A 17,039-nucleotide genomic window follows, 5' to 3' on the forward strand; every position below is an offset into this window, starting at 1 on the left:
TAAAAGTTTTGAATTGTTAGTATTAGAAAGACAGCTCAACACCAAAAGACCATGTTTTGGTATAAGGATAAGCCCTTCCCCAGAAAACTTCTGTTTCGTCAATTTCAGGATCTACAGGAAGGCGTTTGTCAGCCCAGGTCAATAAGTTTTCACCTGAAGTATAAAGTCTTACTTTTTCTAATCCGGCTTTTTTAACAATGCTTACCGGCAAAGAATATCCAAGACTAAAGTTTTTCAGACGGAAGTAAGACATGTCTAACAAATATCTTGTCGATGTAACAAAGTTATTCTGGCCTGTAGTACCTGAACCAAAAGTATTGGCTTCGTTGCCATAATAAGGATTTGGCCAATAAGCACCTGTATTTTCCGGTGTCCAGTAGTCTGCCTGGTTTTCATACATTTGCTGAGGTGCACGATAGAAAGGTAACACCGCATCAGAAGAAGCCCAATAGTCACGTTTTCCAACGCCCTGGAAGAAAACAGAAACATCAAAACCACGATACTTTCCTCCTAATGTTATGCCGTATTTGTAACGCGGGGTTGTGTTACCAATTTTGCTTAAATCTCCATGATCGTCTGCTGTTCCTGCGCCACGTGATATAACACCATCTCCGTTTGTATCTACATAATGTACATCTCCGGCACCGTATTTAAAGTTACCGCCCATTGTTTTAGAGTAATCAACACCATTTACCGTTTTACCATTATTCGTAATTACGTCATCAGCCTGAAGAAGTCTGTCACTGGTTAAACCCCAAATCTGACCAATTTCGTAACCATCATAATAAGGATAGGTAGTAGGTGTAACTACAGCCAGTAATTTAGAGCTATTGTTCCACTTTGTAATTACAGACTTATAATCAGATAAAGCAAGATCAACAAATACCGAAGCATTTTCACTTAAGTTTTTATTAAAGTTCAAAGACAATTCCCATCCTCTTGTTCTCATATTTCCTGAGTTGGTTTGAGCAGCATTCTGGCCAAATGAACCCGGAAGTGTTATACCCGGGGCCAGCATTCCTTTTGTATCACGCTGGTACCAGTCAAACGAAGCACCCAGCATATCAAATATTTTAATATCGATACCCACATCTTTAGTGTAAACTTTTTCCCATGTCAATGAAGGATCGACGTTGGTAGGTAAAGACATAGAGGGAGGTAATGTAGCACCACTATTTATCCAGGAAGGATTTGTTGAATTTAATACCGATAAGAAAGCATTGTTTCCTACGTTTTGATTTCCGATTGATCCGATAGAAGCACGTAATTTAAGGTCGTTTAACCAGGTACGGGTGCTTTCCATAAATTTTTCATTCACAATTTTATATCCTGCAGAAGCAGAAGGAAAGAATCCCCATTGTTCTGTTGTAGGAAATTTTGATGAGCCATCATAACGGGCGTTTAATTCTAACAAATAAATTCCGTTATAGTCATAGTTAACACGTCCAAAGAAACCAGCAATCGAATAAGTAGTTTCTGCCGGATTTAAAGAAGTATTGGCTGATCCGGAAACAAATTGTTCGCCCACAGCCAGATTAAATTCCGGTTTTGATTTGTCTAACAGCGTATTTCTTCTCGCATAATTACGGGAGAAATTCTGCCACTCTGAATTGAAACCTCCTAAGAATTTGAAGTTATGTTTGTTAAATTGCTTTTTATAGTTACCATAAATATTCACCACATTTGTAGTCGACTCAGACTTAGATTGTGCGACATAGTCATTTCCTGCTTCAAGTGTTGCGGGAGTAGCAGTCTGAATTGTTGTGGCATCATAAGGCATGGCAGACCAGCTATCCCAGGCCAGGAATTTACCACCATTTTGTTTTCTGTTATACGATTCAGTTACATTACTTACCTCAGCTATAATGTTGAAATCTTTCGTAATATCGGCTGTAAATTTAGCACTTAGCCTGTTATTGCGCTTAATGTTTTCATTTCTCGAGGCATTGGATAAATATCCTCCCGCGGTACGGAAATTATAACCTCTGTAGGTTCCGAAATTAGGGAAATACTGCCCCCAACGAAGCGCATAACCAAAATAACCCCCATAGCTCGTATCATCAGTACCGGAGCCTCCGTAATAATTAAAGGGCTGATCGTAAGAAGTGTTAATCGTCATTACTTTAAAATCACCTGTAAGCCAATCGGCTAATTTTGTGGTAAATCCTAAGTTAACATTTGTTCTTTGTCTTTGTTCCTGATTGACTCTCAGCATGCCATCCTGATTGGTAAGGGCAAACGAAGCAAAGAATGAACTTTTTTCGCCCAGATTACCCTGAGCCGAAAGATTGTGAGTAGTTTGCAGCGCATTGCTGGCATATAATTCTTTGTTAGCATCCCAAACTCTGTAGAAATAAGGTGTACCATTTTTAATCTCCCAATCTTCACCATAAACCATTTCATTGCTGGTGCGGTTATTGGCATATTTTTCTTTCCAGTTCTTAATTCCGGCCAGTAAAGTGTTGTAGTTAGCACCAAAAATCTCAGGTACAGCACCGTCAGTACGTGTTCCTGCGGCGACCAAACCCGGAATTTCTACTGTTGGATCTAAGAATTTTAAGGTAGAAATAGGATTTGTAAAAGCAGTGTTGGCACTATAAGAGAACCTTACTTTTCCTTCTCCTGTTTTTCCTCCTTTGGTAGTAATAAGAACGACACCAAATGCGGCACGGGCTCCATAAATAGAAGCAGAAGCGGCATCTTTAAGTACAGACATCGTGGCAATATCGTTTGGATTGATCAGCGATAAATCAGTAGGAACTCCGTCAACCAGTATTAAAGGAGCATCTGACCCATTAATAGTACCGGCTCCACGTATATTAATAGTAGCTGCACGGTTTATGTTTCCTGAATTAAAGCTAACATTTACGCCTGGTGTTGTGCCTTGTAAGGCTTTACTAACATCTGTTAGAGGCCGGCTGCCAATGGTTTTAGCTACATCAATTGAAGCAACAGCACCGGTTAAGTTTGTTTTTTTCTGAGAAGAGAATCCTACGATTACAACTTCGTCTAGTTTTGAGGTGCTTTCTGCAAGATCAACATTGAGTTTCTGCTGACCTTCAAATTTTACGGTTTTAGTTTCAAAACCCATATAACTAAAGCTAAGGCTTTGTCCTGATGAGACCGGGAGACTGTAGTTTCCGTCAAAATCAGTCGTTGTGCCATTTGAAGTTCCCTGAATAAGGACACTAACTCCAGGTATAGGAAACCCGTCTGCTTTGTTTTTTACGGTTCCGGTAATTGTTTTTGTTTGCCCAAATGTTGCCTGAATGAACAAAACCAACAATGAAATAAGGAATAATTTTTTCATGATTATTTGGTTTTTTTTAATGGTTGTTGGGCAAATATATTTATTTATTGCATATAAATGCATTATTTTGTATTTATTTTCTAAAATTAACCAAAATAACGCAAAATAACGCATGTTTTGTATGCGTAATTCTTCTGATTCATGTTTTATTTTTTAAAAATGCAAACTATTGCAGTTTCCTACAAAACCTCCCTTATCATTGAAATATTTGATATATTTGCCTTGAATTTTAACTTTTTAAAAAATGCTGAAAGCCGAAAGACATAAATACATCATGACTAAGCTTATTGAAGAACAGAAAGTTGTCACAATAGATTTAGCTTTGGCTCTGGATTTGTCAGAAGATACTATTAGGAGGGATTTAAACGAATTGGACAGTAAGAAGCTGCTCGAGAAGGTCTATGGCGGAGCGATCCAGGTTACAGAGAAATCTGTTGATGTTTTTAATATTACAATAGCTGCTGAAGAAGAAAAGAAAGAAATTGTCACCAAGGCATTGTCTTTATTGCATGACGGACAGGTTATTATCATGAGCGGCGGAAGCACTAATTTAGTCTTTGCAAAGTTAATTCCGTCTGATTTAAAAGCGACAATCTATACGTATAGCTTGCCAATCGCCATGCAATTATCCCAGCATCCTAATATTGATTTGATATTCATTGGTGGAAAAATGCAGAAAAATGCAATGGTAACGATTGGTATGGATGTGATTCAGGTAGTGTCTAAAATTAAGGCAGATATTTGTTTTATAGGAGCCAGCAGTATCAATATAAAACAAGGACTGACAGAGATTGGATATGAGATCTCAATTGTGAAAAAAGCAATGATAGAGGCTTCTGACAGGGTTGTGTCGATGTTTTCTGCTAATAAACTAAATACTAAAATGCCACATGTGGTTTGCGATCTGAATCAACTCGATACTATTGTGACCAATTTAGATCCGGAAGACGCAAGACTGGAAGAATATAGAAAATCAGGTGTTTTTATATTATAATTGAAGATTTAAATAATCTGTTCTGCATTATTTTGCGTTATTTTTATTTTATTTTGTTAAATAACGCAAAATACTGTATCTGTTTTGTTTTTTGTATCTATATTTGTTAAAACTAAACTTTAACCATATAGATATATTATGAAAACGAATACTTCTTTGGCGTACGACATACCCGGAAAATTTGAAGAAACCCGATTTGAAAAAAATCATAATGTGATTTTTGAGAATTCTGTACAAGCTTCAAAAAATGTCGCTCAGGAAATAGCGGAATTAATACGTTTCAAACAAACCAATAACGAATCTTGTGTACTGGGTCTTGCCACAGGTTCTTCACCCATAAAAGTTTACGAAGAGCTGGTTCGCATGCATAAAGAAGAAAGACTTAGTTTTGGCAATGTGATCACTTTTAACCTGGATGAATATTATCCAATGACAAAAGAGAGCCGTCAAAGCTATTATTATTTCATGCATCAGCATCTTTTTAATCATATTGATATTAAGCCGGAAAACATAAATATTCCAGACGGAACAGTTGCCTTAGAACAATTGAATCAATACTGCATTGATTACGAAATGAAAATAAAAAGTGCCGGCGGACTTGATTTTCAGTTGTTGGGAATTGGCCGTACGGGGCACGTGGGTTTCAACGAACCGGGATCTCATATCAATTCAGGCACCCGAATCATTACTTTGGACCATATTACAAGAGTAGACGCTTCATCAGATTTTAATGGTATAGACAACGTTCCGAAAAGAGCTATTACCATGGGAGTTTCTACCATTATGCGATCTAAAAGAATTGTACTAATGGCGTGGGGACAAAATAAAGCTGACATCATCAAGAGAACCATTCAGGGTGATGTAAGTTCTGAAGTTCCCGCTACCTTTTTACAAAATCATCCCAATGCGACTTTTGTTTTAGATCAGTCTGCAGCATCCGAATTAACCCGTTTTAAAACACCGTGGTTAGTTGGAGAATGCATCTGGACACCAGAATTAAAAAGCAAAGCAATCGTTTGGTTGTGCCAGAAAACAAATCAGTCTGTTTTAAAACTCACAGACCGTGATTATAACAATAACGGAATGTCTGATCTTTTGGCGCAGGAAGGTTCTGCGTACGATTTGAATATTAACATGTTCAATATCCTGCAGCATACCATTACGGGATGGCCCGGAGGAAAACCCAATACAGATGATTCACATCGTCCGGAAAGAGCCAATCCGGCCAAAAAACGAGTGATTCTTTTTAGTCCGCATCCGGATGATGATGTGATTTCTATGGGAGGAACTTTTTCAAAACTGATCAAACAAGGGCACGATGTACATGTGGTCTATCAAACCTCCGGAAATATTGCGGTTACTGATGATGAAGCTTTAAAATTTGCTGAGGTATGTAATGATTTCGTTGGCGGAGATTTGCCAAAAGACATCAATTTCAAATCGGTAATTGAGTTTTTAAATAATAAATCAGAAAACCAGATTGATTCCCTGGAAGTTCGAAAATTAAAAGGGCTGATCAGACGTAGAGAATCTTATGCAGCCACAAGATACATCGGACTAAAAGATGAAAATACACACTTTTTGGATCTTCCGTTTTATGAAACCGGACAGGTAAAAAAGAATCCGTTAGGTCCTGAAGACATTGCGATTGTAAAAGAAATTATTGCCAGGATAAAACCCCATCAGGTATTTGCAGCAGGAGATCTGGCAGATCCGCACGGAACGCATGAAGTATGCTTAAATGCCATCTTTGCCGCCATGAAACAGTTAAAACCGGAAAAGTATATGGATGACTGCTGGTTATGGCTGTACAGAGGTGCCTGGCACGAATGGGACATTCATGAAATTGACATGGCCGTTCCGCTTTCCCCATCAGAAGTATTGTTGAAACGCCATGCTATTTTATACCACCAGTCTCAAAAAGACAGAGTGATGTTTCAGGGGAATGATTCCAGGGAATTCTGGGTAAGGGCCGAAGACCGAAATAAAAACACAGCCATTTTATACGATAAATTAGGATTAGCAGAATACGAAGCCATTGAAGCTTTTAAACGTTTTGATTATTAGTAATTCAATTCAGGCCTGACAGGTTTTTATATAACAGATTAACCAAACAACCAATTACCAAATAAATGCCCGATTCTCTCAAATTACAACAACTATCCGATTCCTTAGAAGGAACTCTTTTTTATGATGAGCTTCATAAAAAACTGTACGCTACAGATGCTTCCGCATACAGAATTATGCCGGAAGCCGTTGCCATTCCTAAAACCGAAGACGATATTGTAAAAATCATCCGCTTTGCTTCAGAAAATAAGATTTCAATAACGCCCAGAACTGCAGGAACTTCTCTGGCAGGTCAGACTGTGGGGAACGGAATTATTGTAGACGTTTCGAAACATTTTACCAAAATTGTTGCTTTTGATGCCCAAAAGAAAACCATAACAGTACAGCCGGGAGTAATTCGCGATGAACTCAATTTGTATTTAAAGCCGCATGGATTATTTTTCAGCCCAACCACTTCAACCACTAATAGGTGTATGATTGGCGGTATGGTAGGGAATAATTCATCCGGAACAACTTCGATTCGTTATGGCGTTACCCGGGATAAAATTGTGGAGATAAAAGCCGTTTTGAGTGACGGAAGTATGGTGGTGTTTAAAGACATGTCTTCGGATGAATTTATTGAGAAAACAAAAGGCGATTCACTCGAAAATAAAATCTACAAAACCATTTACGAGGAGCTTTCGAATAAAGAAAATCAGGAAGAAATCAAGAGGGAATTTCCAAAACCTGAAATTCACAGACGAAATACAGGTTATGCGGTTGATGTATTATTAAAATCAGAATTATTTTCGGGCACAGAAAATACAATCAACTTAGGAAAACTACTTTGCGGAAGCGAAGGGACACTGGCATTTACAACAGAAATTACCCTGAAAGTAGATGATCTGCCGCCAACCAACAATATTATGGTGGTGGCGCATTTTCATACCATTCAGGAAAGTCTGGAGGCAGTAGTTACGGCAATGAAACATCATTTGTACACCTGTGAAATGATGGATGATACAATTTTAGATTGTACCAAAACCAATAGGGAACAGGCCAAAAACAGATTTTTTATCGTGGGAGAACCCAAGGCCGTTATTATGCTTGAAGTAGGATCACATATCAGTATGGAAGACGCTGAACGACAAGCCGATGCCTTGATTAAAGATCTCCGGGAAAATAATTATGGTTATGCTTTGCCGAAAATTTACGGGGCAGATATTGATAAAATAAATGATTTACGAAAAGCAGGTCTGGGACTTTTAGGAAGTATTGTGGGCGACGATAAAGCCGCTGATTCTATTGAAGATACAGCCGTTGAATTGAGCGACCTTCCCAATTACATTGCCGATTTTGCTGCCATGATGAAAAGACATGGCCAAAGTGCCATTTATTATGCACATGCCGGAGCCGGAGAATTGCACCTGCGTCCGGTTATCAATTTAAAAACAAAAGAAGGATTACATCAGTTTAGAAATATATCCACGGAAGTGGCCCATTTGGTCAAAAAATACCAAGGTTCACTAAGCGGTGAACATGGCGATGGAATTTTACGAGGAGAGTTTCTGCCTTTTATGATTGGGGATCACAATTATGAACTGCTGAAACGAATAAAAAAAGCTTTTGATCCCAATACCATTTTGAACGTTGGGAAAATTGTAAATGCTTCTAAAATGGATGAAAATCTTCGTTTCGAAGCAGGAAGGATAGAACCGGACATTCAAACTATTCAGGATTTCTCTGATAGTATGGGAATTTTGCGTGCCGCCGAGAAATGCAACGGTTCCGGTGATTGCCGCAAAATGCCATCGGCGGGAGGAACTTTATGTCCGAGTTATCGTGCTACCCGAAACGAAAAAGATACGACCCGTGCCAGAGCCAATGCATTAAGAGAATATCTTACCCATTCTGAAAAAGACAACAAATTCGATCACGAAGAATTATATAAAGTATTTGAGTTGTGCGTAAGCTGTAAAGCCTGTGCCAGCGAATGCCCAAGTAATGTGGATATTGCGACTTTAAAAGCAGAATTTCTATACCAATATCAAAAAGCAAACGGGTTTTCAGTGCGTAATAAAATATTTGCTTTCAATTCGAAATTGAATAAGTTTGGAAGCATTGCACCATCGATGACCAATTTTATTGCCAACTTATCTTTGGTTAAAAAAAGTATGGGAATTGCCCCAAAAAGACAAGTACCGCTTTTAGCCCCAAAGACCTTTAAAAAATGGTACGAAAAAAATAAGAAACCGGCAGAAACCAATTCATTTAAAAACGGAAAAGTATATCTCTTTTGTGATGAATTTACCAATTATTACGATGTTTCAGTGGGTATCGATGCGTATGAACTACTGACTGCATTAGGGTACGAAGTCCTTATTACAGATCACGAAGAAAGCGGAAGAGCTTTCTTGTCAAAAGGTTTTCTGGAAGAAGCACAAAGTATAGCCAATAAAAACGTCAATATTTTTAAAGATTTAATTTCAGAAGGCAGGCCTTTAATCGGAATTGAACCATCGGCAATATTGACCTTTCGAGATGAATATATACGATTGGCAAAAGACAAAGAAAGCGCCGAAAAACTGTCCAAAAATACGTTTACTATCGAAGAGTTTTTTAAGGCAGAAATCGCAAAAGGAAAAATTCATTCCGGACAATTTTCTGATGTACAGAAAACAATAAAAATTCACGGACATTGCCATCAAAAGGCATTAAGCACGGTAGAAGCTTCTTTTGCAATGCTGAATGTGCCAAAAAACAGCACCGTTACCATTTACAATTCAGGCTGTTGCGGAATGGCAGGTTCCTTTGGTTATGAAAAAGAACATTACGAAATTAGTATGCAGATGGGAGAAGATACCTTGTTTCCGAAAATTCGGGCAACCGAATCGACAACGGCAATTGCCGCTGCAGGAACAAGCTGCCGCCACCAGATTTTTGACGGAACGAACAGAAAAGCCATGCATCCGGTAACTATTTTAAGGGATTGTTTGAAATAAATTTCCGAATTTTAGATGAAACTTAATTTTCTTTTACCATTAAGGGATTAAGTAATTTAAGTTTTATGAACTTAATCCCTTAATGGTAAAAAAGAAGGAACTTATTTTGACCTAATTACTAAAACAAGATTTTATGAAAAAAGCAATCTGTACGTTACTTCTGATCTTCGTATTCTTTTCTGCAAAAGCAGCTAAAATTGATACAATTCAGGTCTTTAGTGCTTCGATGAATAAGAATATAAAAATCGGTGTAATTGTTCCCGATACATATAAAAAAAGCAAGAAGAGATTTCCGGTGGTGTATCTGCTTCATGGATACAGTGGAAATTATGCAACCTGGATAAAAAGTTTTAAAGAAGTTGGGAAACAGGTTGATCAGTATGGTTTTATAGCTATTGGTGTTGACGGGAATTATTCCAGCTGGTATTTCGATAGTCCGATAGATCCTTCTTTTAAATATGAAACTTACATAATCAACGAATTAGTTCCCTTTGTAGATAAAAAGTACAAAACAATTCCAACCTGTGAAGGCAGGGCTATAACAGGTCTGAGCATGGGCGGACATGGGGCTTTGTATTTATCATTCAAACATCAGGATGTATTTGGTGCGGCGGGAAGTATGAGTGGCGGAGTTGATTTTCGTCCGTTTCCTGAAAAGTGGGATATTAAAAAGCGACTGGGTTCGATAACAGAATTTCCTGAAAATTGGGATAAAAATACCGTCACCAACATGCTTGATTTAGTAAAAGACAATAAGTTGAAATTGATTATAGATTGCGGAGTTGATGATTTTTTTATTGAAGTAAATCGAGCACTTCATCAAAAGATGTTAGCATTAAAAATAAATCACGATTATATCGAACGTCCCGGGCAACATAATATAGAGTATTGGGAAAACTCCTTGAAATTTCAATTATTATTTTTTAATAATTTTTTCAAAGAGAACATAAAATAATTTATTGTGTGTAGCATTTGTAAAAAAAATGGCTGTGCATAAATTTTGTTTGGTTATCCTAACAGGTTTTCAAAACCTGTTAGGTATTTTTTAGCACAGACATAAAAAATAATAATTTATTATGTGTAGTATTTGTGAAAAAAAATAGCTGCGTATAAATTTGGTTTGATTATCCTGACAGGTTTTCAAAACCTGTTAGGTATTCTTTAGCACAGACATAAAAGATTGAAATAATAATTTATTATGTGTAGCATTTGTAAAAAAAATGGCTGCGCATAAATTTTGTTTGGTTATCCTAACAGGTTTTCAAAACCTGTTAGGTATTTTTTAGCACAGACAGAAAAGATTGGAATAATAATTTATTGTGTAGCATTTGTGAAAAAAAATAGCTGCGTATAAATTTGGTTTGATTATCCTGACAGGTTTTCAAAACCTGTTAGGTATTCTTTAGCACAGACATAAAGATTGGAATAATAATTTATTGTGTAGCATTTGTGAAAAAAAATAGCTGCGTATAAATTTGGTTTGATTATCCTAACAGGTTTTCAAAACCTGTTAGGTATTCTTTAGCACAGATAGAAAAGATTGAAATGATTTTTCGACACAACCCGGGCAAAAGCCAACAGGCAAAGGAATTGCACAAATTATGGCGAATTAAATCTGCCAGATCTGCGTGAGAAAAATAAATATTATAGCGAGTAAAACGTTGCCTGGCTGCTGGAAGATTATTTTTTTAATATTAAAAATTGCTTGCAAAGTCGTAAAGCTTTAAAAAGCAAAAACTTTGCGAACAGTGCGTAAACCATTGCGCTCTTTGCGGTTAAATTTTTCAGTCACCAATAGAAAACGATATTAACGAACCAAAAATAGTACCTATGAAAAGCCTAAAAATTTTAATGCTGATATTGCTGTTTCAAACGAAACTTTTCAGTCAGGAATCACCAAAAAGAGAAATGCGTGCTGCCTGGATTTCGACAGTAGATAATATCGACTGGCCCTCCAGACCGGGATTATCAGACAAGCAGATGAAATCTGAAATGATTACCATTCTGGATAACTTACGATCTAATAATCTGAATACGGTCATTTTTCAAATACGCCCAACTGCCGATGCGTATTACAAATCGACAAAAGAGCCGGCGTCGCACTGGATAACCGGAACTCAGGGTGTTGCTCCCGGATTCGATCCGTTGCAAATGATGATTGATGAAGCCGGAAAAAGAGGAATGAACGTTCACGTTTGGTTAAATCCGTATCGCGTACAAAAAGATACTACTAAAGAAGTACTGGCCAAAACACATTTGTATTTTAAGAAACCGGAATTATTTCTGACGTATGGAAAGTCCAGATATTTTAATCCGGGTTACAAAGAAACCAGGGATTTTGTTGCTTCTGTAGTAGGCGAAATAGTTCGAAATTATGATATTCAGGCGGTACACATGGACGATTATTTTTATCCTTATAAAATCACCGGACAGGAATTTCCGGACGAAAAAGCATTTGCCAGAGAACCGCGTCAGTTTAAAGACAAAGACGATTGGCGAAGAGACAATGTCGATTTAATCATCAAACAAATACGAGATACCATCATTGCCAACAAGCCGGAAGTCGAATTCGGAATTTCGCCTTTTGGGGTTTGGCGCAATATTGCCAAAGATTCAGAAGGTTCAAATACCGTGGCCGGAGCGACCAACTACGATGATTTGTATGCCAATATTTTAAAATGGCAAAAAGAAAACTGGATCGATTATGTAACGCCTCAATTGTATTGGCACATAGGTTTTGACAGGGCTAATTTTGAAGTTTTGGCAAAATGGTGGGCAGCACACAAATACGGAGCGAATGTGTATATAGGCCACGGTGATTATAAGATTTCGAATACCGCCAAAGAACCGGAATGGAGAAGCCCCGATCAAATTGTCAAACAGATAGAAATGATTCGAACAATGCCTTTAATAGACGGTTCGATGCATTTTACAGCTTCAACTTTTCTTAAAAAAGGAGATACACTGCGAAATCCTCTTATTCAAAAACAATACAAGTATATCGCCTTAACACCGGAAGCAAACAGAATTACAAGAATAAAACCACAACCGCCAACAAATGCTTTGATTGTCAAAAAAGGAAACAATGCATTGCTGACATGGAAGGCAGGAATTAACGATAAGAAATATGTGATTTACAGATTTCAAAAAGGAAAAATAACGGATTTCTCTAATTCGGCAAATATTTACTACGTAACAACAGCCACAAAAACAGAAGTTCCAAATGCTGATTCGGAGCATTATATCTATGCTATATCCGCTTTAAGTCAAACCCAGACAGAAAGCATTCCAATAGAATTTTCAACAAAATAAAAAGATAAAATAATGAGAAAAAGTATTTTGCTAATTGCCATTTTTCTAAGTTCTTTAAGTACCATACAAGCACAGAAATTAGATATAATTCCAAAACCGGTAAAAGTTGAACAGAAAGAAGGAGTGTTTGTTATTCCGTCATTGGTGCACATTGTGGTAGATAAAAAAGCAGAAAAAAGTGCTGATTACATAAAAGCTTCTTTTTTGACATACACCGGAATTAATCCTGTTGTTTCTATCGGAAATAAACATAAAAAAAACACCATTGCTTTTTTGGTCGATGAGAAAATGGATTTTCCCAATGATGGTTATAAATTGAGTATCACTAAAAAAGGAATTCTGGTAAAAGGAAAATCTTCCAATGGGGTTTTAAACGGTCTTCAGACTTTATTACAGATTTGCTCTGCAAGAGACGTTAAAAAAGGAACTATTCCGTTTGCGAAAATAGAAGATTATCCCCGTTTTGAATGGCGTGGCATGATGCTCGATTGTTCCAGGCAGTTTTTTGATAAACAAACCGTTAAAAATTATATTGACTGGCTCGCGGCACATAAAATGAATATTTTTCACTGGCACTTAACTGATGATAACGGTTGGAGGGCCGAAATTAAATCGATGCCCGATCTGACTTTAAAAGGCGCATGGAGAGGACCCGGAGAAGTTTTACTTCCATCATACGGATCTGGGGACAAACGTTATGGAGGCTTTTATACACAGGCGGATATGAAAGAAGTGGTGGCATATGCATCGGCTCGCGGAATTTCTGTCATGCCAGAAATTGAAATTCCGGGACACTCTCGTGCAGTAACAGCTTCTTATCCGGAAGTTGGATGTGTTACTACTCAGGAAACCAAAAGTGTTCAGGGGGAAGTAAAAAATGTTTGGTGCGTGGGACGTGAAGAAAACTACCAAATTCTGGATTCGATTATCAGGGAATTTTCAGAAATGTTTCCTTTTGAATACATTCATGTTGCCGGAGATGAGGTAAACAGGGCCAATTGGGAACACTGCCCAAAATGCAGGGCTTTAATGGAAAAAGAAGGCTATACCGATACTTTTCAGCTTCAGAATTATTTCTTTAGACGTGTTGAAAAAATCGTAGAAAAGTACAATAGAAAAACCGCTGGCTGGAATGAAATTCTAAAAGGCGGAGAAATAAATCCAAATACCTTAATTAGTGCATGGCAGGGAATTAGTTACGGAATTGAATCGGTAAAAAAAGGACATGAAACGATTATGATGCCGGGACAATATACTTATTTTGACATGGCACAATCTGAAAATGAACGGGGTCATCGCTGGGCGGCTATTACCGATACAAAAAGAGCCTATTCGTTCGAGCCAATTCCGAATGATGATTTGACACCAGAACAGCAGAAAAATATAAAAGGAGTTCAGGGGGCTTTGTGGAGCGAATATTTAGATCGCCCGGCACGAATTATGGAATATCAAAGTTATCCCAGAATCAGTGCTTTGTCTGAAATTGGATGGTCTCAAAAAGAAGATAAAAACTGGGATGATTTTTACGGAAGATTAACAAACAGTCATTTACAGCGTCTGGCCAATATGGGAATTGCTTTTAGGGATTTCCCGCCAAAGGCAATTTATCAAAACGGAACGATTACCGTAACTCCCCCTTATGAAGGCGCCGTGGTGCGTTATGATACGCAGGGAAATGAGCCTGTAACACAATCGGATTTATATACAAAACCAATTCAGACAAAGGATTACGAACAATACAGGTTCCGTACTTTCTTTAATGAAGATATAGCAAGTCCTGCGGTTAAAGTAGAAAAACTGCCTGTTGCCAATTGGAATACTTCAAAAGTTGAAGTTCTCAATATTTCAGAGAATATTTCGGAACATGTTGATAAAAAGGGGATTTGGTATTTAACTTTTACTCCGGCTAAAGATGAGGCTGGAAATGGAGTGATCAGATCGGTTTCACTTTTTGAAAATGATAAATTGATACAAACTTTTTCGGAAGAAAAAACGTTGAAATCAAAACCCCGCCTGCGATTTTTCATTGAGAATTACAATGAAAAAAACAGGTATCGCTTAGATTTTACTGTTGAAAATAAAGAAGCAAAGGAATCTTCTGCAAAAGTAAATTTCGATTGTTCACCTTATTTAGAGCCGGAAGTAAAAGTGACATCTTCAATGGCTGAAAATCCTAAATTTCCGATTTCGAATTTAGAAGATTATAATGTTGAAACTTACCTGCGTACAGATATTCCGTGTGCCAGTGGTGACTGGATTTTATATACCTTTATAAATTCGGTTGTTTCTTCTAAAATTGATGTACTGACAGGAATTCCGCATCACCCAAGATTTATTGTTAATAATGGGTATGTAGAATACTCCTATAATGGAATCGATTTTATAAAAGGAGATGCTTTTGATTACGGTAATGCATCAATCTATCCAAAACAGCCCGTAAAAGCAGTGAAGATTGTCATTACTGGAACCAACAACGAACCTCTTATGGCAGGACAGGACTTAAGAATTAATCCGTAGAGATATGAAAAACATGGGTGCCGGAATTATACTTGTTTCTTTGATTTTTTTAGGAATGAATGGGTATTCCCAGAAAAATTCGAAGAAGTCTTTTGATATCAAACGAAATGAAGTTTATATTGATTCGATGATGACGCATGCGCTTGAAAAAGGATTTTTCCCGGGGGCTCAGCTTATAGTAGGAAGTAAAGATGCTGTTATGATAGCGAAAAATTACGGCTTTCATGATTACTCAAAAAAACAGCCTGTAAAAACAGATGATGTTTACGATCTGGCTTCTATGTCTAAAGTTCTGGGAGCAACTCTCGTGACCATGCGTTTGGTTGGCGAAGATAAAATAAAGCTTACTGACCGATTGGGAGATGTGGTATCCATCTACAAAAACACCCCAATTGCCGATTTAACTCTTTTTGAATTGTTAACGCATACTTCAGGATTGAAAGCCAGTATTACTTTTTATAAAAGTCTGCTTTCAACGCCAGATGGAGCACCTTTGTTAAGCAGTCAAAAATCGGCAGAATATCCTGAATTGTTTGATAATCTGTATGTAAACAAGAATATTGTTTATGATACTCATTATCTTTCTTTTAAACCGAAAGAAAATTGGATTCAGATTTATAAAAACATGTGGTTAAATCCGGAATTTTATAAAATGGTTGATGCGCAAATTGCTGTTGCAAATGTCAATCCGCGTGGCAACTATTTGTACAGCGACCTGAATTTGATTTTGGTGCAGCAAATGACTGAAGTAAAAACGGGAATGAAATTAGATCAGTTGGCAAAACAAATTTATACGGAATTAGGCATTTCAAAAATAGGATACAATCCCTTAAAATGGACTTCTTTAGAAAATGTGATGCCAACAGAACTTGATAATCTTTTCAGAAAAGATACGATTAAAGGATATGTTCACGATGAGTCTGCTGCAATTTTTGGAGGTGTTTCCGGGAATGCAGGTTTATTTGCCAATGCACAGTCAATTTCGGTAATCTGTCAGATGCTGTTGAATAATGGAAAGTTTCAGGAAAAACAGATTTTGAAAGCAGAGGTTGTCAAAGAATTTACGGCATCGCCACTTACCAAAGAAGGAATTTACCGCGGACTTGGTTTTGACAAACGAAAACCGGATGAATTTTTTAAAGCGGATGATTTTGGACATACCGGTTTTACAGGAACTTTTTTCTTTTTGAATCCGGATACGAACAGATTTCTTATTATCCTGACCAATCGCGTCAATCCAACCCGAACAAACAGATTAATGTACAAAGATGATTTTAGTGCTAAAATTTGGAGGCAAATCAATAATTAATAATTAGAGACACGATGCGAGCTATAATTTCTGATGCAGAAAAAAATATTCAATTGTAGTTTTTACAAGTAATGCATAAAATAGCAACGGGTTCTTTGTTCGTAATCAAAAGGGTTAAAATACCGCATTAAAATGGCATTAAATAAGATCAGGAACAAAACGTTGGAAAGAAATATCAAAATAAAATTAGAAGTTTTAAGATCTAACAGTTAGAGACGACTTTATAAGATTTTTTAAAATTTGTGATTACAGTTTTTTTAGCAGATCAACTCGAAGTAGTTTCTATTACTAACACAGAGTGAAATTTAGTGAGATGGAAGTAATTGATCTTTTAAAAGCAACTATTTATTTATAATTTTACTAAGATCAAACATTGGGGCGTACATTGAGACCATAATTACGCCTACAATGGCTCCAATTACGATAATAATCATAGGTTCTAAAATGACACCAATCATCTTGGTCTGGTGGCTTATCTCTTCATTATATTGTTCTGTTAATCTTTCGAACATGGTTTCCAGTTGGTTAACTTGTTCAGCGACTTCTACC

9 protein-coding genes are annotated in these 17,039 nt (G+C 37.1%); 7 read left to right on the forward strand and 2 right to left on the reverse strand.

The features are described 5' to 3' along the window. Nucleotides 1–22: 22 nt before the first annotated feature. The gene (locus ACHRWY_RS22035) at nucleotides 23–3,310 is read right to left on the reverse strand and encodes a SusC/RagA family TonB-linked outer membrane protein (RefSeq protein WP_395357553.1); all 3,288 of its coding nucleotides are present in this window, start codon (nucleotides 3,308–3,310) and stop codon (nucleotides 23–25) included. Between the two features lie 244 nt (nucleotides 3,311–3,554). On the opposite strand from ACHRWY_RS22035, the gene ACHRWY_RS22040 reads away from it, so the two are divergent. The 7 genes from ACHRWY_RS22040 to ACHRWY_RS22070 all read left to right on the forward strand — a co-directional run bounded on the left by ACHRWY_RS22040 (nucleotide 3,555) and on the right by ACHRWY_RS22070 (nucleotide 16,490). Further along, entirely contained in the window at nucleotides 3,555–4,304 is a 750-nt protein-coding gene (locus tag ACHRWY_RS22040) for a DeoR/GlpR family DNA-binding transcription regulator (RefSeq protein ID WP_395357554.1), read from the forward strand. A gap of 138 nt (nucleotides 4,305–4,442) precedes the next feature. After that, nucleotides 4,443–6,371 carry a glucosamine-6-phosphate deaminase gene (gene nagB, locus ACHRWY_RS22045; protein ID WP_395357555.1) on the forward strand — a complete coding sequence of 643 codons (1,929 nt, stop codon included), beginning with the start codon at nucleotides 4,443–4,445 and terminating at the stop codon, nucleotides 6,369–6,371. A gap of 65 nt (nucleotides 6,372–6,436) precedes the next feature. Then, entirely contained in the window at nucleotides 6,437–9,352 is a 2,916-nt protein-coding gene (locus ACHRWY_RS22050) for an FAD-binding and (Fe-S)-binding domain-containing protein (RefSeq protein ID WP_395357556.1), read from the forward strand. Nucleotides 9,353–9,485: 133 nt separating this feature from the next. Next, on the forward strand, nucleotides 9,486–10,307 hold the full coding sequence (locus tag ACHRWY_RS22055) for an alpha/beta hydrolase (RefSeq protein WP_395357557.1): 822 nt from the start codon (nucleotides 9,486–9,488) through the stop codon (nucleotides 10,305–10,307). Nucleotides 10,308–11,182: 875 nt separating this feature from the next. Further along, nucleotides 11,183–12,664, forward strand: a complete 1,482-nt coding sequence (locus ACHRWY_RS22060) for a glycoside hydrolase family 10 protein (protein WP_395357558.1) — start codon at nucleotides 11,183–11,185, stop codon at nucleotides 12,662–12,664. A 12-nt stretch (nucleotides 12,665–12,676) separates the two neighbouring features. After that, entirely contained in the window at nucleotides 12,677–15,181 is a 2,505-nt protein-coding gene (locus ACHRWY_RS22065; RefSeq protein WP_395357559.1) for a beta-N-acetylhexosaminidase, read from the forward strand. A gap of 4 nt (nucleotides 15,182–15,185) precedes the next feature. Further along, nucleotides 15,186–16,490 (forward strand): serine hydrolase domain-containing protein, encoded by a 1,305-nt coding sequence (locus ACHRWY_RS22070; RefSeq protein WP_395357560.1) that lies wholly within the window; start codon nucleotides 15,186–15,188, stop codon nucleotides 16,488–16,490. A gap of 341 nt (nucleotides 16,491–16,831) precedes the next feature. On the opposite strand, the gene ACHRWY_RS22075 is transcribed toward ACHRWY_RS22070, so the two are convergent. After that, nucleotides 16,832–17,039: type II secretion system F family protein (locus ACHRWY_RS22075; RefSeq protein WP_395357561.1), on the reverse strand; the 208-nt coding region annotated here is incomplete at its 5' end.

This window comes from Flavobacterium sp. FlaQc-48 (assembly GCF_044007335.1).
Classification (GTDB): Bacteria; Bacteroidota; Bacteroidia; order Flavobacteriales; family Flavobacteriaceae; genus Flavobacterium.